At 71.4% G+C, this 22,310-nt stretch carries 22 protein-coding genes; 12 read left to right on the top strand and 10 right to left on the bottom strand.

From position 1 onward, the window contains the following. Positions 1-27 precede the first annotated feature (27 nt). The 5 genes from HNR22_RS22000 to HNR22_RS21980 form a co-directional block, all read right to left on the bottom strand. Positions 28-909, bottom strand: a complete 882-nt coding sequence (locus HNR22_RS22000) for a potassium-transporting ATPase subunit C (protein ID WP_179781924.1) — start codon at positions 907-909, stop codon at positions 28-30. After that, entirely contained in the window at positions 909-3,104 is a 2,196-nt protein-coding gene (gene kdpB, locus HNR22_RS21995; protein WP_179781923.1) for a potassium-transporting ATPase subunit KdpB, read from the bottom strand. Before kdpB ends, HNR22_RS22000 begins: the two co-directional genes overlap by 1 nt. A 20-nt stretch (positions 3,105-3,124) precedes the next feature. Then, entirely contained in the window at positions 3,125-4,780 is a 1,656-nt protein-coding gene (kdpA, locus tag HNR22_RS21990) for a potassium-transporting ATPase subunit KdpA (protein ID WP_179781922.1), read from the bottom strand. Beyond that, on the bottom strand, positions 4,780-4,869 hold the full coding sequence (gene kdpF, locus HNR22_RS21985; RefSeq protein WP_036390805.1) for a K(+)-transporting ATPase subunit F: 90 nt from the start codon (positions 4,867-4,869) through the stop codon (positions 4,780-4,782). The genes kdpA and kdpF overlap by 1 nt, the downstream gene beginning before the upstream one ends. Before the next feature lie 449 nt (positions 4,870-5,318). Next, positions 5,319-6,359 carry a TRM11 family SAM-dependent methyltransferase gene (locus tag HNR22_RS21980; protein WP_179781921.1) on the bottom strand — a complete coding sequence of 347 codons (1,041 nt, stop codon included), beginning with the start codon at positions 6,357-6,359 and terminating at the stop codon, positions 5,319-5,321. 72 nt (positions 6,360-6,431) lie between these two features. On the opposite strand from HNR22_RS21980, the gene HNR22_RS21975 reads away from it, so the two are divergent. Then, complete coding sequence (locus HNR22_RS21975) at positions 6,432-7,289, top strand: zf-HC2 domain-containing protein (RefSeq protein ID WP_179781920.1); 858 nt, start codon at positions 6,432-6,434, stop codon at positions 7,287-7,289. A 9-nt stretch (positions 7,290-7,298) separates the two neighbouring features. On the opposite strand, the gene HNR22_RS21970 is transcribed toward HNR22_RS21975, so the two are convergent. The 3 genes from HNR22_RS21970 to HNR22_RS21960 form a co-directional block, all read right to left on the bottom strand. Continuing rightward, complete coding sequence (locus HNR22_RS21970; RefSeq protein WP_343059915.1) at positions 7,299-7,973, bottom strand: CGNR zinc finger domain-containing protein; 675 nt, start codon at positions 7,971-7,973, stop codon at positions 7,299-7,301. Beyond that, positions 7,966-8,814 (bottom strand): MBL fold metallo-hydrolase, encoded by an 849-nt coding sequence (locus HNR22_RS21965; RefSeq protein ID WP_179781919.1) that lies wholly within the window; start codon positions 8,812-8,814, stop codon positions 7,966-7,968. Before HNR22_RS21965 ends, HNR22_RS21970 begins: the two co-directional genes overlap by 8 nt. Positions 8,815-8,953: 139 nt before the next feature. Then, entirely contained in the window at positions 8,954-9,607 is a 654-nt protein-coding gene (locus HNR22_RS21960) for a TetR/AcrR family transcriptional regulator (RefSeq protein WP_179781918.1), read from the bottom strand. A gap of 177 nt (positions 9,608-9,784) precedes the next feature. On the opposite strand from HNR22_RS21960, the gene HNR22_RS21955 reads away from it, so the two are divergent. The 8 genes from HNR22_RS21955 (at position 9,785) to HNR22_RS21920 (ending at position 17,767) form a co-directional block, all read left to right on the top strand. Then, a complete protein-coding gene (locus HNR22_RS21955) occupies positions 9,785-10,951 on the top strand; it encodes an acyl-CoA dehydrogenase family protein (RefSeq protein ID WP_179781917.1) in 1,167 nt (388 codons plus the stop codon). Continuing rightward, positions 10,941-12,155, top strand: a complete 1,215-nt coding sequence (locus HNR22_RS21950) for an acetyl-CoA C-acetyltransferase (RefSeq protein ID WP_179781916.1) — start codon at positions 10,941-10,943, stop codon at positions 12,153-12,155. Before HNR22_RS21955 ends, HNR22_RS21950 begins: the two co-directional genes overlap by 11 nt. A gap of 14 nt (positions 12,156-12,169) precedes the next feature. Beyond that, positions 12,170-14,326 (top strand): 3-hydroxyacyl-CoA dehydrogenase NAD-binding domain-containing protein, encoded by a 2,157-nt coding sequence (locus HNR22_RS21945; RefSeq protein ID WP_179781915.1) that lies wholly within the window; start codon positions 12,170-12,172, stop codon positions 14,324-14,326. Between the two features lie 92 nt (positions 14,327-14,418). Continuing rightward, positions 14,419-15,507 (top strand): CaiB/BaiF CoA transferase family protein, encoded by a 1,089-nt coding sequence (locus HNR22_RS21940; protein ID WP_343059914.1) that lies wholly within the window; start codon positions 14,419-14,421, stop codon positions 15,505-15,507. A gap of 111 nt (positions 15,508-15,618) precedes the next feature. After that, positions 15,619-16,068, top strand: coding sequence for a YbaB/EbfC family nucleoid-associated protein (locus HNR22_RS21935; RefSeq protein ID WP_179781913.1), 450 nt, complete (start codon positions 15,619-15,621; stop codon positions 16,066-16,068). 4 nt (positions 16,069-16,072) lie between these two features. Then, positions 16,073-16,414, top strand: coding sequence for a WXG100 family type VII secretion target (locus tag HNR22_RS21930; protein ID WP_088951283.1), 342 nt, complete (start codon positions 16,073-16,075; stop codon positions 16,412-16,414). Further along, the gene (locus tag HNR22_RS21925; protein ID WP_179781912.1) at positions 16,392-17,477 is read left to right on the top strand and encodes a WXG100-like domain-containing protein; all 1,086 of its coding nucleotides are present in this window, start codon (positions 16,392-16,394) and stop codon (positions 17,475-17,477) included. The genes HNR22_RS21930 and HNR22_RS21925 overlap by 23 nt, the downstream gene beginning before the upstream one ends. Before the next feature lie 14 nt (positions 17,478-17,491). Beyond that, positions 17,492-17,767, top strand: a complete 276-nt coding sequence (locus HNR22_RS21920) for a hypothetical protein (RefSeq protein WP_179781911.1) — start codon at positions 17,492-17,494, stop codon at positions 17,765-17,767. Positions 17,768-17,779: 12 nt separating this feature from the next. Here the strand turns inward: HNR22_RS21920 and HNR22_RS21915 are convergent, their stop codons facing one another. Together HNR22_RS21915 and HNR22_RS21910 are read right to left on the bottom strand one after the other, a co-directional pair. Beyond that, complete coding sequence (locus tag HNR22_RS21915) at positions 17,780-18,622, bottom strand: cytochrome c oxidase assembly protein (protein WP_179781910.1); 843 nt, start codon at positions 18,620-18,622, stop codon at positions 17,780-17,782. After that, positions 18,619-19,101 carry a DUF2243 domain-containing protein gene (locus tag HNR22_RS21910; protein WP_179781909.1) on the bottom strand — a complete coding sequence of 161 codons (483 nt, stop codon included), beginning with the start codon at positions 19,099-19,101 and terminating at the stop codon, positions 18,619-18,621. The genes HNR22_RS21915 and HNR22_RS21910 overlap by 4 nt, the downstream gene beginning before the upstream one ends. A 184-nt stretch (positions 19,102-19,285) precedes the next feature. Here HNR22_RS21910 and HNR22_RS21905 point away from each other — a divergent pair, with 184 nt between their 5' ends. The 3 genes from HNR22_RS21905 (at position 19,286) to HNR22_RS21895 (ending at position 22,305) form a co-directional block, all read left to right on the top strand. Beyond that, positions 19,286-20,551 carry a DUF2786 domain-containing protein gene (locus HNR22_RS21905; protein WP_179781908.1) on the top strand — a complete coding sequence of 422 codons (1,266 nt, stop codon included), beginning with the start codon at positions 19,286-19,288 and terminating at the stop codon, positions 20,549-20,551. 147 nt (positions 20,552-20,698) lie between these two features. Beyond that, positions 20,699-21,055: a YciI family protein gene (locus HNR22_RS21900; RefSeq protein WP_218908175.1), complete on the top strand. Its 357-nt coding sequence runs from the start codon at positions 20,699-20,701 to the stop codon at positions 21,053-21,055. Continuing rightward, entirely contained in the window at positions 21,052-22,305 is a 1,254-nt protein-coding gene (locus HNR22_RS21895; protein ID WP_179781906.1) for a DUF6596 domain-containing protein, read from the top strand. The genes HNR22_RS21900 and HNR22_RS21895 overlap by 4 nt, the downstream gene beginning before the upstream one ends. The last annotated feature ends 5 nt before the right edge of the window (positions 22,306-22,310 follow it).

Genomic DNA, 22,310 nt, shown 5'->3' with positions numbered 1-22,310 from the left:
GGACACGGCCCCGCCTGCGGGGCGTGCTCAGCGTGCGGGGAACTGCTTGTCGAGGGCGAGGTTGAGCTCCAGCACGTTGACCCCCGGCGCGCCCATGAAGCCGAGCCCGCGCCCGTCGGTGTGCTCCTTGACCAGCTTGCGGACCGCCGCCGGGTCCGCGCCGCGCTCGCGCGCGACCCGGTTCACCTGCAACTCGGCGTACGCCGGGCTGATCTGCGGGTCGAGACCGCTGCCGCTGGCGGTGACCGCGTCGGCGGGCACTGCCGGCTCGGCGGGCGCGTCGCCGCGGATCGGGGTGACCACCCCGCCGGCGGCCACGTAGTCCTCGCCGGGCTGGGCCGGCTCCACCGCGACACCCTCGTACTCGGTGACGAACGGAGTGGCCGGGGCGGCCTGGTTGACGCTCACCACCCGGGTGACCGGGCCGGTCAGACCGTCGGCGCGGAAGACGGCGAGCACGGCGCCCACCCCGTCGTCCGTGCAGTAGGGGCGCCTGCCGTCGACGCCGTCGATCTCGCCGACGGACTTGCTGCGCCCGCACACCTGGGTGAGCAGGCTCTCGCTGGACTCCTCCGGGTCGGTGGCGATGGTGTCGACCACGCTCTCCGGGCCCAGGTTGCTGGCCGAGGTGGACGTCGGGTCGTAGCCGTCGCCAGCGGCGGAAGGACGGGACTGGAAGTAGCGGGCGATCGGGTTGCCGTCCGCGTCGGTGAAGGACTGGCCGACCAGCGCGCTGCCGACGGTCGTGCCGCCGGACACGATCAGCGAGCCGTCGGCCTTGTGGTTGAGGCCGGGCAGCTGGCCGAGCGCCACCAGGGCCAGCGGGTAGACCAGGCCGAGCAGCACCGTGAAGACGAGTACGGCGCGCAGGGCGGCGAGGTGTTGGGCGATCCAGGTCGGTAGGCGCATCACGAAATCCCCGGGATGAACTGGATGAGCAGGTCGATGAGTTTGATCCCGATGAACGGCACGATGATGCCGCCCAGCCCGTAGGCCAGCAGGTTGCGGCTGAGCAGCTTCGACGCGGCGGCCGGCCGGTACCGCACGCCCCGCAGGGCGAGCGGGATCAGCGCGATGATCACCAGGGCGTTGAAGATGACCGCGGACAGGATCGCCGACTCCGGGCTGGACAGCCGCATGATGTTCAGCGCGTCCAGGCTCGGGTAGAGGCCGGCGAACATGGCCGGGATGATCGCGAAGTACTTCGCGATGTCGTTGGCGATGCTGAACGTGGTCAGCGCGCCACGGGTGATCAGCAGCTGCTTGCCGATCTCCACGATCTCGATCAGTTTGGTCGGGTCGGAGTCGAGGTCGACCATGTTGCCGGCCTCCTTGGCGGCCGACGTACCGGTGTTCATCGCCACCCCGACGTCGGCCTGGGCGAGCGCCGGCGCGTCGTTGGTGCCGTCACCGGTCATCGCGACCAGCCGGCCGCCCTCCTGCTCCCGCTTGATCAGCGCGAGCTTGTCCTCCGGTGTGGCCTCGGCCAGGAAGTCGTCCACCCCGGCCTCGTCGGCGATGGCCTTCGCGGTGCGCGGGTTGTCACCGGTGATCATCACAGTCCGGATGCCCATCCGGCGCATCTCGTCGAACCGCTCGCGCATGCCGGACTTGACGACGTCCTTGAGGTGGATGACGCCGAGGGCGCGGGCGGGCTCACCGTCGACGTGCTCGGCGACCACCAGCGGGGTGCCGCCGGTGCCGCTGATCGCGTCCACGATCTCGCCGACCTGTTCGGTCGGGTGGCCGCCGTTCTCCCGTACCCACTTCATCACCGCGGCGGCGGCACCCTTGCGGACCCGGCGGGCCGTGCCCACCGCGCCAGCGTCCACGCTGGCGTCCGGGGTCAGGTCGACGCCGCTCATCCGGGTCTGCGCGGTGAACGGTACGAACGTGGCGTGCGGCATCACGCCGGGCTCCCGCTCGCGCAGCCCGAACTCGTTCTTCGCCAGTACGACCACCGAGCGCCCCTCCGGGGTCTCGTCGGCCAGGCTGGACAGCTGCGCGGCGTCGGCCACCGTCGCGGCGTCGACCCCCTCGACCGGGACGAACTCGGCGGCCTGCCGGTTGCCCAGCGTGATGGTGCCGGTCTTGTCCAGCAGCAGGGTGTTGACGTCACCGGCCGCCTCGACGGCCCGGCCGCTCATGGCCAGGACGTTGCGCTGGACAAGCCGGTCCATGCCGGCGATGCCGATGGCGGAGAGCAGCGCGCCGATGGTGGTGGGGATCAGGCAGACCAGCAGCGAGACCAGCACAACCCCGGTGACACCGGAACCGGTGATCGCCCCGCTGTCCGGCGCGGCCGCCTGGTACGCCTTGGAGAAGATCGCCAGCGGCTGAAGGGTGACCACGGCCAGCAGGAAGATGACCGTGAGCGCGGCGAGCAGGATGTTCAGCGCGATCTCGTTCGGCGTCTTCTGCCGGTTGGCGCCCTCGACCAGGGCGATCATCCGGTCGATGAAGCTCTCCCCCGGCTTCTGGGTGATCTTCACGATGATCCGGTCGGAGAGCACCTTGGTGCCACCGGTGACCGCGCTGCGGTCACCACCGGACTCCCGGATGACCGGGGCCGACTCGCCGGTGATGGCTGACTCGTCGACGCTGGCGATGCCCTCGACGATGTCGCCGTCGCCGGGGATGATGCCACCCGCCTCGACGAGCACGATGTCGCCCTGACGCAGCTCGGGCGCGGGCACCGCCTCGTCGCGGTAGGTGTTGGCCCGCGCGCCGGGCTTCCAGTCGATCAACCGGGTGGCGATGGTGTCCTGCTTGGCCTGCCGCAATGCGGCGGCCTGGGCCTTGCCCCGGCCCTCGGCGACCGCCTCGGCCAGGTTGGCGAACACCACGGTCAGCCAGAGCCAGACGGTGATCGCCCAGGCGAACACCGACGGGTCGGTCACCGCCAGGACGGTGGTGAAGGCCGCACCGACCTCCACGATCAGCATCACCGGGTTGCGCCACAGCGTGGTCGGGTTGAGCTTGCGTACCGCGTCCGGGAGGGACCGGATGAGCTGCTTGGGGTCGAGCAGGCCCCCGCCGATCCGGTTGCCCTGGGTGGCGGGCGTGCCGGGGAGTTGCTCTGTTGGGGCGGACGTGACGGACATGTCCTCGTTCCTCATGATGGTCAGAGCCCCTCTGCCAGCGGGCCGAGCGCCAACGCGGGCAGGAAGGTCAGCGCGACGAGAACCACGGTGACGCCGACGACCATGCCGATGAACAGCGGTCGGTGGGTCGGCAGGGTGCCCTCGGACGCGGGGGTGGGTGCCTGGCGGGCCAGCGAGCCGGCCAACGCGAGCACGAAGATGATCGGCAGGAACCGGCCCAGCAGCATGCACAACCCGAGCGCGGTGTCCCACCAGGTGGTGTTGACAGTGATGCCGCCGAACGCGGAGCCGTTGTTGTTGCTGGCCGAGGTGAACGCGTACAGCACCTCGGAGAGGCCGTGCGGGCCGACGTTGAGCGCCGTGGAGTTGTTGCCGGTGGCGAACGCGGCCGCCGTACCGGTCAACACCAGGATCGGCGTGATCAGGAAATAGAGCGAGGCGAACTTGATCTCCCGCGAGCCGATCTTCTTGCCCAGGTACTCCGGGGTACGGCCCACCATCAGGCCCGCCACGAAGACCGTGATCACCGCGAGGATGAGCAGGCCGTACAGCCCGGAACCGGTGCCGCCCGGCGCGACCTCGCCGAGCATCATGTTGACCATCGTCATCATGCCGCCGAGCGAGGTGAACGAGTCGTGGAACGAGTTCACCGCACCGGTCGACGTCAGCGTCGTGGCGGCGGCGAAGGTGGCCGAGTTCGAGACGTCGAACCGCACCTCCTTGCCCTCCAGGGCCGCGCCGACCGCCTGCGGCACCGTGCCGTGGCCAGTCAGCTCGAAGATGTTGGTGATGGCGACGCTGGCGACCGCCAGGATGCCCATCACCGCGGCGATGGCGTAGCCCTGCCGGTTCTGCCCGACCATCCGGCCGAAGACCCGGGGCAGGCTGAACGGGATCAGGAAGATCAGGAAGATCTCCAGCCAGTTCGTCCAGCTGGTGGGGTTCTCGAACGGGTGGGCGCTGTTGACGTTGTAGAAGCCACCGCCGTTGGTGCCCAGCTCCTTGATCACTTCCTGGCTGGCGACCGGACCACCGGTGATGGTCTGGGTGCCGCCGGTCAGCGTGCTCACGTCGGTGCCGCCGGAGAGGTTCTGCACCACCCCGCCGATCATCAGCGCGATGGCGCCGAGCACGGCGATCGGCAGCAGGATCCGCAGCGTGATCCGGGTCAGGTCGACCCAGAAGTTGCCGACCTGGCCGGTCCGGCTGCGGGCGAAACCGCGGACCAGCGCGACAGCCACCGCGATGCCGACCGCCGCCGAGACGAAGTTCTGCACCGCGAGGCCGGCCATCTGGACAAGGTGGCCCATCGTCGACTCACCCGAGTACGACTGCCAGTTGGTGTTGGTCACGAAGGACACGGCCGTGTTCCACGCGCCGTGCGGCACCACCGGGTCGAAGCCCAGGGACAACCACAGGTGGTTCTGCACCCGCTGGAACAGGTACAGGAACAGGATCGAGACCGCGGAGAACGCCAGCACGCTGCGGGCGTACACCCCCCAGGTCTGCTCGGCGGCCGGGTTGACCCCGACCAGCCGGAAGATGCCCCGCTCGACCCGGGACTGCTTCGTGCCGGCGACCGCCCGGAACATGTAGTCACCGAACGGCTTGTAGACGGCGACGAGGGCCGCCACCAGCGTCACGATGAAGATGACGCCCGCTGTTGTCATGGTCATCAGAAGCGCTCCGGAAACAGCAGGGCGAACACCAGGAACGCGCCCAGGACGATCGCGAGCACCAGACCGACGGCGTTGACCGCGTTCACAGCTTCTCCACCGCCCGGACCACCAGGGCGAGCACTACGAACAGCACCACCGTCAGGACCACGAACACCACGTCAGACACGCTGACTCCTCATACCGGAAAGGTTCGTCGCGACCGCCTTCCGGTCGCGCCGGGCAATCAAAGCCCCACCACCCACCGGCCGGCAGGGGTCATAACGCGACCATGACGGAGCCGAACCTTTTCTTGACGTGGTTTTCACACCCGCCCACTGAACAGGTGAAATGCGGCACAGGCCCTCGACGGCCCGCGAGGTCAAGACCAGTTGTCCGCCCCCTTTGCTCTGCACCTGCGGAGGCACCAGCTACAGAGCGTGAGTGTCGCCTCCGCGGGTGCAGAGCAAAGGACATACGAGAGAGACCATGCGCGACCCGGATGGGTGGCGCATGGCGCGGGCGGGGCGAGGCCGTTCAGGCCGGGCGGCGGGCCGGGTCAGGCCGGGCGGCGGGCCACCAGCACGTCGCGCATGATCGACTGGTCGACCCGGTGCCGCAGCGCGCGGTAGGGCTCGGCGTCGACAACGGTCAGGCCGGCGTCGGCCAACGCCGCCGCCGCGTCCTCGCGGCTGGCGACGTGGGTGTTCCAGGAGATACCGAGCGCACCGCCGGGACGCAGCAACCGCGCCCAGACCGGCGCGGCGTCCGCGAGCAAGGCCAGCGGATCACGGGTCAGGCCCTTCTCGGCCGTACGGCTGCCGTGCTGCACGCCGTACGGCGCGTCGGCGACGACCAGGTCGACGGTCTCCGGGCGGAAGAACTCCGCGGAGCGGGCGGTATCGGCGTTGACCACGTCCAGCAGTTGGGTCTGACCGGCCTTGTGCTCCTCGCGGGTCGGAGCCAGCTCGATCCGCACCCGCCGGCCGACCACCTTGCGCTCCCGCCGCACCGGCCCGGACTCCAGCACCCGGTGCTTGACCCGCTTCTGCTTCAACCAGGTGGTGATGAACGCCCGGTACGCCTCGACGTCCTTCTGGTCGCGCTCCACCCCGGCGGCGTCGAAGCCGTACATCAGCGCCTGGTTGAGGGTGGTGCCCCGGCCGCAGAGCGGGTCGAGCACCCGGAACCGCCGGCTGGTCATCTCGGTGGCCCAGTCCGAGGCCAGCAGGGTGACGTTGAGCAGCAGCTTGGTGAACTGCTCGTTGGTCTTGCCCGGGTACTTCTGGATGGTGAGCAGGTCGTCGTCGTAGCGGTCCAGCCGGCTCCACTCGATCGGGCGCAGCAGCTCACCGACGATCTCGAACAGCGCGTACCCGGCGGAGAGGTTGCCCAGGACGGTCAGGTCCCGCTCGGTCAACCCGTCACCGGTGAAGGTGACGTAGGAGGCCCCACCGACCACCTCGGTGTCCAACTCGCCGATCTGGCCGTCGAGGGCCGAAAGGCCGAAGATCTCCAGCTCGGCCCGGGTGAGGTCGATGGCGGAGCGGGCGTACACCCGGTTGGTGGCGGGCAGGATCAACAGGCCGTAACGCGTCATGATCGGGCGAGTATTCCACAACAGGCCCCGGTCACCGGGAACCGGAGCGGCCCCCGGAGCGACTACCGGTACATGGGGTGTGAGCAGTGGCGGGAGGTCCTGTCCGCGCAGTTGGACGGGGAGGAGACCGCCGCCGAACTGACGGCGGTGCAGGGGCACCTCGACGGGTGTGCCGATTGTCGGGCCTGGTTCACGGCGGCGGCCGCGGTGACCCGTCGGGTTCGTACCCGTCTGGTCACCGACGTGCCCGACCGGACCGAGGCGATTCTGGCCGCCATCGCGGCGGCCCCGGCCCGCCGGCCGTGGTGGCGGCGAGGTGGGTTGGTCGCGCGCGGTCGGTCGGTCGCCGGGCTGCGAGCGGCGTTCGGGCGCGGCAAGCTGGTCGCCGGGCTGCGAGCGGCGCTCGGGCTGCTCGGCGCGGTGCAGCTGGTGCTCGGGCTGGCCCAGGTGGGCCGGGGCGCCACCGGCGATCACCTGCACCCCACCGGTCAGCACCTGTGGCACGAGTCAGCCGCCTGGAACGTGGCGGTGGGCGCCGGCTTCCTCTTCGTGGCGGTGCGTCGCAGCCCGCCGGCCGGGCTGCTGCCGATGCTCAGCGCGTTCGTCGGCACCTTGCTGCTGCTGTCGGTCAACGACCTGGCCACCGGCTCGGTGGGCGGCGAGCGACTGGTCAGCCACGGCTTCCTGGTGGTCGGCTATCTGATCACCGTGCTGCTGTCCCGGCCCGGTCTGCGCCCCGGTGGGCCCGCACCGCAGCGGCAACCGACGCCGTCGCGCTGGCGGTTCGGCACCGACGAGGTCGACCGGCCGTTGCGGGTGGTCCGCGCCGAGTCGTACCCGGCGCAGGCCGCCGACCGTTACGCCGCCCCGGCAGCGCGTACCGGCCGACCCACGCGCAGCGGCCGGGCCGACAAACGCCGCGCCGCCTGACCGGCCAGGTCAATCCGCTTGCCGCTGGCGTGCGCGGTGGGCGCGCAGGTTGGTCGGGTGCCCGCAGACGCGCACGGAGTGCCACACCCCGCTGTTGTTGCGCGAGCGGTCGTAGAACGCCACCCGGCAGCGAGGGTTGCGGCAGGTCTTGATCCGCCGCCCGAGGTCGGCGAGTTGCGCCTCGAACAGCGCGGCGAGAACGAGCGAGATCAGAAGGTCGGCCCCGACTCCGGCGGGGTCGAGGTGGACGGATCCGTTCCGATCGAGTCGGAGGGTGGCACCGCTGGTCCGAGACCCAGTCGGGACACGGCCGGACGCCCCGGTGGCGGGTTGCCCAGGTTCAGCCGGGACGTTGAGTCTGGCGTCGATCTCGTCCCGCAGTTCCTCGCGGAAGATCCGCAGCGCTCGGAGTCCCGCAGCGTCAAGCGTCACGTCGGGTGCCGGCCGGCCGGTGGCCGTCGACCACTGGGCGACGGCCTGCTGTGCCCACTCCGTAGCACTGGTGAGGTCGTCAAGGAGGTCCGCCTGCCGTGGCACGCCAGCCGAGATCGTGTTGAGCAGATCCTGGACGAGCCCCAGGCCGCCTGGAGCCTGGTCCAGGTCGTATCTGGCGGTGGCGATCCACGGCGCGACCACCACACCTGCCGCGCGGTCGGGAACCGAGGGCACCATGAGCTCACTCACCGAGCAGGGCGAGCGCCCCGTACCAGGCCGGTCCCGGATTCACCCAGTCTGGGTAGAGCCGCACCATCTCATCGAAGAACTCTCGGGCGGTCGGCTTCTCGGCCAGCAGCCGCTCCACGTTCAGCAGGTAGTTCCGGGTCTGATCGATGCTGGCCGGGTCGTCCGGGCGGTCCCGGTTCTTGTGGCCGGCGACGACTGCGCGGGGCGCGAGCGCCTCGACGCGGTCGAGAGCCTTGAGCCATTCCCGCAGGCCACCGTCGACTGTCTCCACGATGTACTGATGAACCCCGTTGTAGACGACGTCACCGGCCACCACGAGGCCGATCGACGGGACATGCAGAACTGTCGTCTGGTCGGTGTCGGTGTGCCCGGTCTCGACCGGCTGGACGAGGTTGCCCTCGAGCAGGAATCCTTCGGCCGGCACGGGCACGGCGTCGACCGGCGTTTCCGGAATCAGGCCAGGGAAGACCTGGTCGAACAGCTGACTCCGCCCGACGGTGGCCTGCTGGTGCATGACGTCGATGGTGCCGGGCGTCGCGTAGGTGACGGCTCCGGGGAAGCGCTTGACCAGCTCCCCGGCGCCGAACCAGTGGTCGCCGTGCCCGTGGGTGGCGTAGATGTACGTCAGCCGTTTGCCCGACTGCGCGATCCAGTCACCCACCTTCGCGATCTGCTCGTGAGTGAACGGGGGATCCACGAGGAGCGCCTCCTCGGCCCCGAAGATCAACGTGGACGAGATCGGGTTCCAGTGGATCCGCGAGCCGTCCGGCATGCGCTGGTTCCCCGCTCGAACCGGACCGTCCGAGACGAAAACCTCGTAGGACAGGGCGGATGGGTTCATGCGTCCCCCTCGGTGATGTGACGAACCAGGTGCCGCAAGCTCTGGCGTACCCCTGGATCGGTGAAATAACCATAGCTCGTATGCCTATTTCACCCGCGCCATCGCTTCCATGGCCTGCGTCACCCACCCGTGTCAGGTCCTAGTCGGAAGGCACCGCCGGCCGGGTCGGACCGTCATCGGCGATGACCTGCGGGATGACCTGTTCGACGATGGTCAGCAGGGTGGTGGTGAGCAGCAGGTGCACCTGGGTGCGGGTCAGCGCGCCACGCTGTAGCCACTCCCGGGCGGTCGACGTCGCCAACCCGCAGTACGCCCGCACCATGCCACGAAGCTCCTCGTGGTGCGCGGCCTGGCCCGCCAGCCCGACGGCGACGAGCATCCGGTCCGCGGCGACCTCCTCGGCCTCGGCGAGCACCCGCTCGACATCGGCGTCGCCGCCCATCCCCCGGGCGGTGACGGCGGCGAGCCAGGAGGTGCTGTGCCGGGACACCACGTCGAGGAACCAGGTGACGCTGGCGTCGACCCGGGTCCGCAGGTCCCCCTTGGGCAGGCGCTCCACGGCGACCTCCGGGATGGTCACCATGACCCGGACGACCTCCAGGTAGAGGTCCTTCTTGGCACCGAAGTAGTGGTTGACCAGGCCGCGAGCGACACCCGCCTCGCGGGCGACGTCGGTGGTCGACACGTCCGCGTACGGGCGTTCGCCGAACAGCCGGACCGCACAGGCCAGGATCTGGCCGCGCCGGGCGTCCGGCTCCAAACGGCGGCGGCGCGGTGCGGTCTCGACACTCATCTGCCCGACCCTATCGGCAGCCCACAGGTCAGCACTTGATCAACTCGGTTTCCTTGAACTCGGGCTGTCCCGCGCCGAGGAAAGCCCGCCTTTCAGAAATCCGAGTCGATCAACCCGCGCCCGCCCATGGATCTCGACTTATTGACATGCCGCCAACAGCGCGCGAGGGTGGTGCACATGCCGACGCCCCCACTCGACGGTTCCCCCTCGCCCTGGCGCGAGCCGGAGCACGACGACCTGGCCGACCTGGCCCGCACCTTCTTCACCAAGGAGGTCCTGCCGCACGCCGAGCGTCTTCAGGAGCAGGGCCACCCGGACCGTGAGCACTACCGGCGCGCCGGTGAGCTGGGGCTGCTCGGCCTGTCCGTCCCGGAGGAGTACGGCGGCGGTGGCGGTGGGTTCACCCACGAGGCCGTACTGCTGCACGAGCAGGCGTACACCGGGGAGAGCAGCCTCGGGCTGGCCGTCCACAGTGGCATCGTCACCGGTTACCTGGTCGCCTACGGCAGCGAGGAGCAGAAGCGGCGCTGGCTGCCCGGCCTGTGCAGCGGTGAGCTGGTCGGCGCGATCGCGATGACCGAGCCGGACGGCGGCTCCGATCTCCAGGCGATGCGCACCCGGGCCGTCCGCGACGGTGACGACTACCTGGTCACCGGAGCGAAGACGTTCATCACCAACGGCGGTCTGGCCGATCTGATCATCGTGGCCGTGAAGACCGACCCCGAGCAGCGGGCGGCCGGCGTCTCGTTGCTGGTCTGCGAGGTGACCGGCGACCCCGAGGGCTTCCGCCGGGGCCGGCTGCTGTCCAAGATCGGGCTGCACGCCAACGACACCGCCGAGCTGTTCTTCGACGAGTTCCGGGTACCGGCGGCCAACCTGCTCGGCGGCGCCGAAGGGCTGGGCTTCATCCAGCTCATGCAGCAACTCCCGCAGGAACGGCTGGTGATCGGCGTCGGCGCGGTCGCGGCCATGGAACGGGCCGTCGCGCTGACCGTCGCGTACGCCAAGGAGCGCACCGCCTTCGGCAAGACCCTGATGGGCCACCAGAACACCCGGATGGTGCTCGCCGAGTGCGCCACGCGCACCCGGGTCAGCCGGGTCTTCCTGGACGACTGCATCGTCCGGCACAGCCACGACGACCTGGACGTGGCGACCGCGGCGATGGCGAAGTCCTGGCTCACCGACGGGCAGTGCGAGGTCATCGACCGGTGCCTGCAACTGTTCGGCGGCTACGGCTACACGACGGAGTACCCGATCGCCCGGATGTACGCCGACGCCCGCGTTCAGAAGATCTACGGCGGCACCAACGAGATCATGAAGGAGCTGATCGCCCGTGCCCTCTGAGGCGTACGTCTATGACGCGGTCCGCACCCCGCGCGGACGCGGCCGGGACACCGGCGCGCTGCACGGGGTCAAGCCGATCTCCCTGGTGGTCGGCCTGATCGACGCGTTGCGTGAGCGCAATCCCGGCCTGGACGTCGGTCGGCTGGAGGATCTGCTGCTGGGCATCGTGACTCCGGTCGGCGAGCAGGGCGGCGACCTGGCACGGGCTGCCGCCCTGCTGGCCGGGCTGCCCGACGAGGTGGGTGGGGTGCAGCTCAACCGGTTCTGCGCCTCCGGGCTGGAGGCGGTCAACTCCGCCGCCGCGCGGATCCGCTCCGGCTGGGAGCACCTGCTGCTCGCCGGCGGGGTGGAGTCGATGTCCCGGGTGCCGATGGGCTCCGACGGCGCGGCCTGGGCCACCGACCCGCAGACCGCCCTGGCCACGTCGTTCGTGCCGCAGGGGGTCAGCGCCGACCTGATCGCGACCCTGGAGGGCTTCACCCGCGACGACGTGGACGGCTACGCGCTGCGGTCGCAGGAGCGGGCCGCCAAGGCGATGGCCGGCGGGTACTTCGCCCGCTCGGTGGTGCCGGTCCGCGACGGCAACGGGCTGGACATCCTCACCGTCGACGAGCACCCGCGCCCGGAGACCACCCGGGAGGCGCTTGCCCGGCTCACCCCGTCCTTCGCCACGATGGGTGAGGCGGCGGGCTTCGACGCGGTGGCGTTGCAGAAGTTCCACTGGCTGGAGGCCATCGAGCACGTCCACCACGCCGGCAACTCGTCCGGCATCGTGGACGGCGCGGCGCTGGTGCTGATCGGTTCGGAGCAGGTGGGTCGGGATCTCGGCCTCACCCCGCGCGCCCGGATCGCCGGCGCGGCGGTCACCGGCGCGGACCCGACGCTGATGTTGACCGGCCCGATCCCGGCCACCCACAAGGCGCTCGCCGTCGCCGGCCTGACCCTCGACGACATCGACCTGTTCGAGATCAACGAGGCGTTCGCCGCGGTGGTGCTCAAGTACGTCCGCGACCTGGGTCTCGACCCGGACCGGGTGAACGTCAACGGCGGCGCGATCGCTCTCGGCCATCCGCTCGGCGCGACCGGAGCGATGCTGCTCGGCACCGCGTTGGACGAGTTGGAGCGCCGCGACCTGCGCCGCGCCGTGGTGACCCTCTGCATCGGTGGCGGCATGGGCGTCGCCACCGTTCTCGAGCGCTGCTGACCCAGAGGACGACCATGACCACCACCATCCGGTACGACCGCGGCGCCGACGGCATCGTCACGCTCACTCTGGACGACCCCGACCAGTCCGCCAACACCATGAACCGGGCGTATGCAGCCTCGATGAGCGCGGTGCTCGACCGGCTGGAGGCCGAACGCGACGACGTGACCGGCGTCATCGTGACCAGCGCGAAGTCGACGTTCTTCGCCGGCGGTGACCTGCCCGAGATGATCCGGGCCACCCGCGAGGACGCGCCCGCGCTGGCGGAGCTGCTCGGCACCATCAAACGGGACCTGCGCCGCCTGGAGACACTGGGCCGGCCGGTGGTCGCGGCCGTCAACGGCTCCGCGCTCGGCGGCGGGCTGGAGATCGCGCTCGCCTGCCACCACCGAATCGCGCTGGGCGCTCCCGGCAGCCGGCTCGGGCTGCCCGAGGTGACCCTGGGTCTGCTGCCCGGGGCCGGCGGGGTCACCCGGACGGTACGGATGCTCGGCCTGGCGGGTGCGCTGACCACAGTGCTGCTCACCGGCCGGCGGATGCGCCCGACCGATGCCCTGGCCGCCGGCATCGTGGACGAGGTGGTCGCCACGCCGACGGAACTGCTGGACCGCGCGCGGGCCTGGATCGCCGCGAACCCGCGTCCCAGGCAGCCGTGGGACCGACCGGACTATCGGATGCCCGGTGGCATCCCGGCGAGCCGTTCGCTGGCCGCCCAGCTGCCCGCCTTCCCGGCCACCCTGCGCAAGCAGCTCAAGGGTGCCCGGCTGCCCGCGCCCGAGGCGATCCTGGCCACCGCCGTCGAAGGCGCACAGGTCGACCTGGAGACCGCCCTGACCGTGGAGACCCGGCACCTGATCGGCCTGCTCACCGGGCAGGTCGCCAAGAACATGATCGGGGCCTTCTTCTTCGATCTGAAGGCCGTCAACGGTGGTGCCGCCCGACCGTCCGTCGACGTTCCGCCGGTGCGGCGGGTGGCGGTGCTCGGCGCCGGCATGATGGGGGCGGGCATCGCGTACGTCTGCGCCAGTGCCGGTATCGACGTGGTGGTCAGGGACGTCACGGCGGAGGCCGCCGGGCGGGCGCGGGAGCACGCCGAACGGTTGCTGGCCCGCAAGGTGCGCAAGGGTCGCGCCACGGAGGCGGACGCCCGCGCGGTGCTGGACCGGATCACCACCACCGACCAGGTGGACGCCCTCGCTGGATGCGACGCCGTCATCGAGGCGGTCTTCGAGGACCCGGCGCTGAAGAAGGCCGTGTTCGCCGAGGTGCTGCCGGTGCTGGCACCCGACGCGCTGATCGCCTCCAACACCTCCACCCTGCCGATCACCGGGCTCGCCGCCGGTGTGGACCGCCCGGCCGACTTCATCGGCATGCACTTCTTCTCCCCGGTGGACCGGATGCCGCTACTGGAGATCGTGGTCGGTGAACAGACCGGTGACGCCGCGCTGGCGCGGGCGTTCGACCTGGGTCGGCGGATCGGCAAGACCCCGATCGTGGTCAACGACGGCCGGGGCTTCTTCACCAGCCGGGTGATCGGCCGATTCATCGACGAGGCGGTCGGCATGGTCGCCGAGGGTGTTCCCGCCGCCTCGGTGGAGCAGGCCGCCCTTCAGGCCGGCTACCCGACCGGGCCGCTCGCGCTGGCCGACGAGGTCAGCCTCACGCTGATCCAGCGGATCCGCCGCCAGTTCGAGGCGGCCAGCGAGGAGTTCCTGCCGCTGCCGGCGCACCGGCTCGTCGACGAGCTGGTCGACGCGTACGAGCGGCCGGGACGTGCCGCCGGGCGCGGCTTCTACTCCTACGACGACGGCACCCGCGGTCGGCTGTGGTCCGGCCTTGCCGACCTGGCCACCGACGCTGGTCGGGCGGTGCCCTTCACCGACCTCCAGGAGCGGATGCTCTTCGCCGAGGCACTGGACGCGCTGCGCTGCCTCGACGAGGGCGTGCTGCGGACCGAGACCGACGCCAACATCGGCTCGATCTTCGGCATCGGCTTCCCGGCCTGGACCGGAGGGGTGATCCGCTACGTCCGGCAGTACGCGGGCGGCCCGGCCGGCTTCGCTGCCCGCGCCGCCGAACTGGCCGACCGCTACGGCGACCGGTTCACACCCCCCGCCGACCTGGTCGACCGGCTGGCCGCCCGTCCCGCCGAACCGGCCGGCGTCGCGTGACGGCCTCCTGGCCGAACCCCGGCGGACCGGCCGCGGCCGAAGACCTAGGCACCGCAACGGGCGGCTCGACGCGCGGCGGGCCGCTCGCCGGGGTGCGGATCGTCGAACTGGCGAGCCTCGCCCCGGCGCCGTTCGGGTGCATGGTGCTCGCGGACCTCGGCGCGGACGTCGTGCGGGTGGACCGGCCGGGTGCTCCGGGTGCGGGACGCCTGGCAGCGCCGACCGGCGGCCCGTTGCAGCGCGGCCGGCGGATCACCACGCTGGACCTGAAGTCCCCGGCCGGCGTGGCGGGCCTCCTGCGCCTGGCCGAGCGGGCGGACGTGCTGGTCGAGGCGTACCGGCCGGGGGTCGCCGAGCGGCTCGGCTTCGGCCCGGAGGTGTGCCAGGCCCGCAACCCCAGGCTGGTGTACGCGCGGATGACCGGCTGGGGTCAGGACGGCCCGCTGGCAGCCCGCGCCGGGCACGACATCGACTACATCGCTGTCGCCGGGGCGTTGGAGCCGCTGGGACGCGCGGGCGAGCGCCCGTACGCGCCGATGAACCTGCTCGGCGACTTCGGCGGAGGCGGCATGCTGCTCGCCGTCGGCGTGCTGGCGGCGCTGCTGGAACGGGAACGCTCCGGTGTCGGCCAGGTGGTCGACGCGGCGATGGTGGACGGATCGGCGCTGCTCACGTCGTTTCTGCACGGGCTGCTGGGCACCGGCCTGTGGGCGGCGCCGCGCGGGCGCAACATGTTCGACGGCGGTGCGCCGTTCTACGACACGTACGTCACCTCGGACGGCGGCTTCATGGCCGTCGGCGCGATGGAACCGGCCTTCTACGCCGTACTGCTCGCGGGCCTCGACCTCGCCGACGACCCGGATCTGCCCGCGCAGTACGACCCGAGCGGCTGGGACGAGCTGCGGCGACGGTTCACCGAGCGGTTCGCCGAGCGAACCCGGGACGAGTGGACGGCGGTCTTCGCCGACCTGGATGCCTGCGTCGCGCCGGTGCTCGCCCCTGGTGAGGCGCACCAGCATCCGCACAACGCCGCCCGGGGCACGTTCGTCGAGGTCGGTGGTGAGATCCAGCCGGCGCCAGCGCCACGCTTCGACCGGACGCCGACTGCCCGACCGGCCCCCGCGCCGGACCCGGAACGGGACGTCCTGCCGGTCGAGGAGATCCTCACCGGGTGGCAGTGAAGCCCCTCATCTGCGCCGTCCACACGGGACATTCGGGGCCGCGAACGTGGTGGCCGCGTTGGTACTGTCGCCTCCCGAGGGGAAAGGACCGCGAATCGCAGGGGGACGAACATGGCGAGTGCGATCGATCCGTCCGGCCTGAGCCGGTCGCTCGAAGAGGCGATGCGCCTGCTGAGCCAGGCCACAGCCACCACCTCGGCGCGGCCGGACGCCGACGACGATCGGGCCGTACCGACCGCCGAGCAGATGGTGGGGCGGGGCGTCGGCGGTGACGGCCTCGTTGAGGCGGAGGTTTCCGCATTCGGTGGCCTGCGCAGCCTCGTGATCGACCCGAGCCTGTCCCGCGCTGGCACCAGCGCGATCGCCGAGTACGTCCTGGAGGCGGTCCAGGCGGCCCAGGCCGATGAGCGCGCCCGACGTGCCGAGCTGACCGCGGCGGCTGGTGCCGACGGCGCGGCCCTGACCGAGCAGCTCGAACGGGTCTCCGAGGACGCGTTCCGCGGGTTCCAGCGGATGATCGGCGACCTCGACGCGGTGACCCGTCGGATGGATCGACGCTGAGTCGATGCCTGACGGGATTGAGGTCGACCTCGACGCTCTCCGTGCCGCAGCGGATTCGCTCGCGGCCACCGGCCAGCAACTCGGGGCGGAGGTCAGCGGTCTTGAGTCGACGGTGAACGGGGCGGGTAATCCGTGGGGCGCCGACGAGGCGGGCTCTCTCTTCGGCGCCGTCTACGTTGAGGTACTGACGCACGCGCTGGACGTGTACCGGTCGATGGCCGACCAGTTGTTGGAGGCCGCCGCGAACCTCGATCAGGGGGCCGACGCGCACGAGGCGACCGACACCGCGAACGCCGAGCTCTTCACCAGGATGGAGCTGCCTCATGGGTATGCAGCTACCTCCTGAGCTGGCCGAGGCTCTGGGCTGGGTCGGTTTCACCTGGCCGATGGCCGACGAGGAGTTGTTGTTCGAAGCGTCGCAGATGTGGTTCGCGTTCGCCGGTCGGCTGCGTACGGCGGTTGGTGAGGCGCAGGCGGGCGCGGCGAAGGTCGGCGCGACCAACCGCGGGGAGGACGTCCGCGCGTTCGAGCTGGCCTGGAACGGCGAGGAGGGTGCACCGCGCCGGATGGAGGACGGCGCGGAGGCGGCCGAGCTGATCGGCATGGCGTTGCTGGTGATGGCCATCATCACCCTGACGCAGAAGATCCTGGTGATCATCCAGCTGGTGATCCTCGTGGTGCAGGTGGCGATCGCGCTGGCGGCCGCGGCCCCCAGCCTGGGTGCCTCGCTGGCCCAGATCCCCGTCTCGATCGGCCTGGCGAGGATGGCGATCCAGCGGATCATCAAGGAGATCGTCGAGCGGGTCGTCAAGGAAATCATTCCGCGTCTGCTGAAGCGGGCGAAGACGCTGCTGCGCCGATTCATCCGCAAGGGCGGAGGGCGTAAAGGCCCGGGGCGGCCCGGCGTGCCCGGTCCGCACACGACGCCCCGCTATAACCACACCCAGCCGATGCTCGACAAGTACCGCAACGAGCACCTGCCGGGAGGGCACTTCCCGACGGCCGTGCGCCGGCTCAGTCCGGAGGAACTCGAACAGCACCGGGTGTTCTTCGACAGCAACGGCGTCCTGCGCAGCGCGAAGAACGGCGAGCCGTTCGACACCGCGAGCGCCCAGACAGTCTTCAGTGGAGACGGTCGAGCGATCTTCGTGATGGACCGGAACGGCAACCTGTACGCCTCCAACTACCAGAAGGTGGGCGACTTCCACCACTCGACGCTGGGGAACGGGCAGCCGGTCGCAGCGGCGGGCGAGCTGGTCGTGAAGGACGGTATGGTCCAGCAGGCGACGGCGCGCAGCGGTCATTACCAGCCCGATGTGAGCCACATGGCCAACCTCGACGCCGAGTTCAAGCGAAACGGCCTCGGCGACGTCCCGATCCTGGGCTGGGACGGCAGTCAGATCTTCTAGGGGAGTGGACGAGCATGGACACGGACAGTTGGAAGGGCCACGTCAACGGGATCCTCTACGGGATCCAGTTCGACCGGGCGCTCGACGACACGGTGGTGGCCCGGGTCGCCGACGGGGTGGTCGGCGGGCTCTATCCGGGAGGGCGGGCCGAGACGCTGGACGCGCTCGAGCAGGCGCTGCGCTACTCGGGCCCGCTCAACGACCAGGCCGAGACGCACCACAGCGAGGAAAGCATCCGCGAGTTCCTCAGCCGGCTTGTCACCGCCCTGAACGCCCGCGCCGCGAGTTGAGCACCGATCGCGTCAGGGAGCAGCCTTCTCTGCGGCGACCGGCCTGATCAAGCCGGGCGCCCGGGTCGGACAACGGCGGGCCCTACGTCGGTACCAGCTCGCGAAGAGGGCGATGGCGAGAAGCAGTTCGGCGACGTCCCCGCCGTAGTACATGAGTTGGGCGGCGGAGCGGAACGCCGACGCGTCCGGGTCGGTGAGGCCGGGCGGCAGGGTCTCGGCGTTCGCGTACAGGTACTTGGCCAGCACGGCGTGACCGGCCGCCGCCCCCAGCAGCGCGCCCACCCGTACCGCCAGGCCGGGGCGACGCGGCGCCGGGTCCGGCCCGGCCAGGGACCAGGCGAAGAGATAGCCGGCGGCGACATAGTGCAGGTGCAGGGCGTGGTGCAGCGCAGAGTGCCGTTCGGCCGCCGCGTACAGCGGGGTGAGCAGCACCAGCGCGAGCCCACCCGTGCTGAGCAGCGCGGCGGTGACCGGGTGCGCGATCAGGTGCAGCGGGCGGGCGCGCAGCAGCCGGCCCACCACCCGGCGTACGGGCGGCGGGGCGAGCCGCAGCAGCAACGTCACCGGGGCGCCGAGCACCAGCCCAAGCGGGGCCAGCATGCCGAGCAGCAGGTGCTGCGCCATGTGCCCGCGCGGATCGTCGGGGAGTTGACCCAGCGGCCCGACGGCGACCGCCAGCAGGGCGCAGCCGACCAGCCAGGCGGCGGTGCGCCGGTGGTCCCAACCCCGCGGGTCGCGTACGGCTGCCAGCAGGTAGCCGACGGCCAGCAGCACGACCGGGAGCAGCGGGAACCAGCTCGGGCCCTCCGCCACGTGCCCGCCGTGCGCGAACGCGGGCGGCCCGGCCACCGTCATCGGCGGGCGTCGCCCGGCCGCCGGGACCGGGCCCACCACACCACGGCGGCGCCGGCCAGCAGCAGCACCGCGCCGGACGCGATCCACACGACGTCGTACGGCAGCAGGTGTACGCCGTAGCGGATCTGGTGCAGCCGGAGCACCTTGTGGTCGACGACCCCGTCGAAGACCTGGAACCCTCCGGCGCCGAGCAGGAATCCGCCCCAGGCCAGCCGGGTCGACAGGGCACGTCGTCGACGCAGGTCGGCGAACCAGAAGAACCCACCGACCAGGATGATCACCTCGGCGGCGTGCAGCAGCCCGTCGGAGAGCAGCGCCACCGAGGGGGTGGACCGGTCGTAGAAGTGGTGCCACGCCAGCAACTGGTGGAAGACGATCTCGTCCACCGCAGCCATGATGGCGATGCCGATCAGGACGCCGACGAGCGTGGAGGAACGTACGTCGGCGGTGCGTGCACTCGGCAGGCTCGAATCGGCCACCACACACCTCGCATCCACCTCGGGTCAGGTCGGAACTACCCCGAACATGTCGAAACATGCCCAGTCACCGCCGCCGCGGGCCATCCCCGTTTCACGACTCCCGCACCACTAGCGGCATGATCATGCAGCCTGAAGGGGCAGCGAACGCCGAGCCGAGCAACCAGAGCCCGAGAAGGAGGTGCCCGTGCCGGACGCGGACGAACTCGTCGCCAACGCACTCGCGGCGGTGCGCGGCACCGACGTACGGCAGGCCGAACGGCAGCTGGACCAACTGATGGTCGGCACCGGCGCGGCGGACGGCACCACGGCGGTGGACGCGGCCCTGCTGCGTCGCCTGGTCCGCGCGCTGGGCCGGCTCTGGCCGCGCGGCTGGCAGCCGGTCGACGTGGACCGGATCACCAGCCGGCGGCTCGACGCCCGCGCGGCGCGGCTGGTCCGCGAGGCGATGGCCGCCCAACGGCGTGAGCAGGCAGAACCGATCCCAGCCTGGTGGGACGACCAGCTACGCGAGTTGACCGCCGAGGTCCGGGACGACGGCCATGACGTGCTGGCTACCTGGACCGCCGCGGAGGGGCTGGACCGGGCGGACGCGCTCCGCGCGGCCGTGGACACTCTCGCGCTGGTGGAGAGCCTGCCGCCGATCGCGGTGCTGCGCCCACCGCCGGGCACCACCGGCGCGCTCACCGCCCGGTCGGCGGGCACGACGCGCAGCGGGTCGCCGATGCTGGACCGGGTCCGGGCGCTGCTGGCGAAGGCCGAGTCGACCACCTTCCCGGCCGAGGCGGAGGCGTTGACCGGTAAGGCGCAGGAGCTGATCGCCCGGCACAGCATCGACGAGGCGCTGCTGGCGGCCGGGTCGGAGCGCGGCGACGTGCCCGGCGGGGTACGCCTGAGCACCGACACCCCGTACGCGGGGGCGAAGGCGCTGCTGGTGCAGGAGGTGGCGGCGGCGAACAGGTGCGAGGCGGTCTGGTCCGACGATCTCGGCTTCGCCACCGTGCTGGGTTGGCCGGCCGATCTGGTGGCGGTGGAACTGCTCTACACGTCGCTGCTGGTCCAGGCCACGGCCGCGATGCTGCGCGGGCGCGCCGAGCGCCGGTCGGGATCGGGGCGGCGCACGAAGGTGTGGGACGAGTCCTTCCTCAACGCGTTCGCGCTGCGGATCGGCGAGCGGCTGCGTGCGGCCACCGAGGCGGCGACCGACGCGGCGGACCAGGCGTCGGCCGAGACGGCCGGGGCGGAGCGACTGTTGCCGGTGCTCGCCGCCCGGGGCGAGGCGGTCCGGGAACGACTGGACACCCTCTTCCCCGGGGTGACCCGGCACCGGCTCAGCGTCCGGGACGCCGAGGGCTGGTCCTCCGGCACGTCGGCCGCCGACCGCGCCTCGTTGGACGTCGGCGGCGGGCGTAAGCAGCCCCGACAGGTGCCCGGCCGGCCCGATCGCCGCTGACCCGACCGGCGTGGGACCACCACCGGCGAAGTTATCTGCGATTTTCTTCGGTACGCCGTAGGGAACGGGTTGTCCGCTCCGACCCTCCGGTGAGCCGCGCCCCGACCGGGGGTGCGACCAGAGCTGAGGAGCACCGCCGTGAAGTACATGCTGCTGATCTGGAACCGGCCCGGCTTCACCGAGGAGCTGACCGAGCAGGACCGCACCGCCCTCTTCGGCGAGGTCGACGAGATCATGAAGGAGCTGACCGAGACCGGCGAGCTGGTCGACGGCCAGGCGCTGGCCAACCCGTCGCAGACGTTGACGGTCCGGCAGATCGACGGCAGCACCGAGATCGTCGACGGGCCGTTCATGGAGAGCAAGGAGCAGTTCGCCGGTTACCTGACCGTCGAGTGCGACAGCCCGCAGCGGGCCGCCGAGATCGCGGCCCGTTGGCCGGACGTCCGTTACGGCGGCGCGATGGAGGTCCGCCCGGTGATGGAGCAGGCCGGGACGGAGATGTGACCGAGGACCGGACGGTCGAGGATCTGCTGCGCACCCTCGCGCCGCAGGTCCTCGGCCTGCTGGTCCGCCGGCACGGCCAGTTCGACCGGTGCGAGGACGCGGTCCAGGAGGCGCTGCTGGCCGCCGCGACCCAGTGGCCCGGGCAGGGCGTACCGGACAACCCCCGCGCCTGGCTGCTCACCGTGGCCACCCGCCGGCTCACCGACGAGTGGCGCAGCGAGAGCGCTCGCCGGGACCGCGAGGTGGCGGTGGCGCTGCGCGAGCCGGCGTACGCCCAGGTGGTGCCGGCTGCCGACGCGGAGCCCGCGGTCCCGGCCGCGGACGACACCCTCACGCTGCTGTTCCTCTGCTGCCACCCGGCGCTGACCGGATCGGCGCAGGTGACGCTCACCCTGCGCGCGGTCGGCGGTCTCAGCACCGCCCAGATCGCCCGGGCGCACCTGGTGCCGGAGGCGACGATGAGTCAACGGATCCGCCGGGCCAAGCAGCGGATCGAGGCCGCCGGGGCCCGGTTCACCATGCCCGAGCCGGCCGAGCGGGACGAGCGGCTGCGGTCGGTGCTCCGGGTGCTCTATCTGATCTTCAACGAGGGGTACACCGCGTCGAGTGGCCCGGACCTGCACCGGGCCGAGCTGACCGGCGAGGCGATCCGGCTGGCCCGCGTCCTGCGCAGGCTGCTGCCCGACGACGGCGAGGTGGCCGGACTGCTGGCACTCATGCTGCTCACCGACGCGCACCGGGCGGCCCGGCTCGGCCCGGACGGGGAACTGGTGCCCCTCGCCGAGCAGGACCGCACCCGATGGGACGCGGCCGCCATCGCGGAGGGGATCGCGCTGATCACCGAGGCGTTGACCTGGTCGCCGCCGGGCCCGTACCAGCTCCAGGCGGCGATCGCCGCCGTGCACGCCGAGGCGTCGACAGCTGCGGAGACGGACTGGCGGCAGATCGTCGCGCTCTACCGACTGCTGGCCCGGATCGCGCCGAACCCGATGATCACCCTCAACCAGGCGGTGGCGGTGGCGATGGTGGACGGGCCACGGGCCGGGCTCGCCCTGCTCACACCGTTGATCGCCGACGAGCGCACGGCCGGGCACCACCGGCTCGCCGCCGTCCGGGCGCACCTGTTGGAGATGGCCGGGGACGCCGAGGCGGCGCGGGAGGCGTACCTGGCCGCGGCACGCGGCACCACGAGCCTGCCCGAGCAGCGGTATCTGGAACTGAAGGCCGGCCGACTGGCCGGGCAGCGCTGAACTGG

It is taken from the genome of Micromonospora jinlongensis, from assembly GCF_013410645.1.
GTDB classification, from domain to species: domain Bacteria; phylum Actinomycetota; class Actinomycetes; order Mycobacteriales; family Micromonosporaceae; genus Micromonospora; species Micromonospora zamorensis.
The sequence above is the reverse complement of the archived record's forward strand: the minus strand, read 5'-3'. Positions and strand labels throughout refer to the sequence as shown.

Bases quoted from the DNA above. Each gene is read 5' to 3' on its own strand.
- HNR22_RS22000 (WP_179781924.1), bottom strand. From the start codon at position 909: ATGCGCCTACCGACCTGGATCGCCCAACACCTCGCCGCCCTGCGCGCC.
- kdpB (WP_179781923.1), bottom strand. From the start codon at position 3,104: ATGTCCGTCACGTCCGCCCCAACAGAGCAACTCCCCGGCACGCCCGCC.
- kdpA (WP_179781922.1), bottom strand. From the start codon at position 4,780: ATGACCATGACAACAGCGGGCGTCATCTTCATCGTGACGCTGGTGGCG.
- HNR22_RS21980 (WP_179781921.1), bottom strand. From the start codon at position 6,359: ATGACGCGTTACGGCCTGTTGATCCTGCCCGCCACCAACCGGGTGTAC.
- HNR22_RS21975 (WP_179781920.1), top strand. From the start codon at position 6,432: ATGGGGTGTGAGCAGTGGCGGGAGGTCCTGTCCGCGCAGTTGGACGGG.
- HNR22_RS21965 (WP_179781919.1), bottom strand. From the start codon at position 8,814: ATGAACCCATCCGCCCTGTCCTACGAGGTTTTCGTCTCGGACGGTCCG.
- HNR22_RS21960 (WP_179781918.1), bottom strand. From the start codon at position 9,607: ATGAGTGTCGAGACCGCACCGCGCCGCCGCCGTTTGGAGCCGGACGCC.
- HNR22_RS21955 (WP_179781917.1), top strand. From the start codon at position 9,785: ATGCCGACGCCCCCACTCGACGGTTCCCCCTCGCCCTGGCGCGAGCCG.
- HNR22_RS21945 (WP_179781915.1), top strand. From the start codon at position 12,170: ATGACCACCACCATCCGGTACGACCGCGGCGCCGACGGCATCGTCACG.
- HNR22_RS21935 (WP_179781913.1), top strand. From the start codon at position 15,619: ATGGCGAGTGCGATCGATCCGTCCGGCCTGAGCCGGTCGCTCGAAGAG.
- HNR22_RS21930 (WP_088951283.1), top strand. From the start codon at position 16,073: ATGCCTGACGGGATTGAGGTCGACCTCGACGCTCTCCGTGCCGCAGCG.
- HNR22_RS21925 (WP_179781912.1), top strand. From the start codon at position 16,392: ATGGGTATGCAGCTACCTCCTGAGCTGGCCGAGGCTCTGGGCTGGGTC.
- HNR22_RS21920 (WP_179781911.1), top strand. From the start codon at position 17,492: ATGGACACGGACAGTTGGAAGGGCCACGTCAACGGGATCCTCTACGGG.
- HNR22_RS21915 (WP_179781910.1), bottom strand. From the start codon at position 18,622: ATGACGGTGGCCGGGCCGCCCGCGTTCGCGCACGGCGGGCACGTGGCG.
- HNR22_RS21900 (WP_218908175.1), top strand. From the start codon at position 20,699: ATGCTGCTGATCTGGAACCGGCCCGGCTTCACCGAGGAGCTGACCGAG.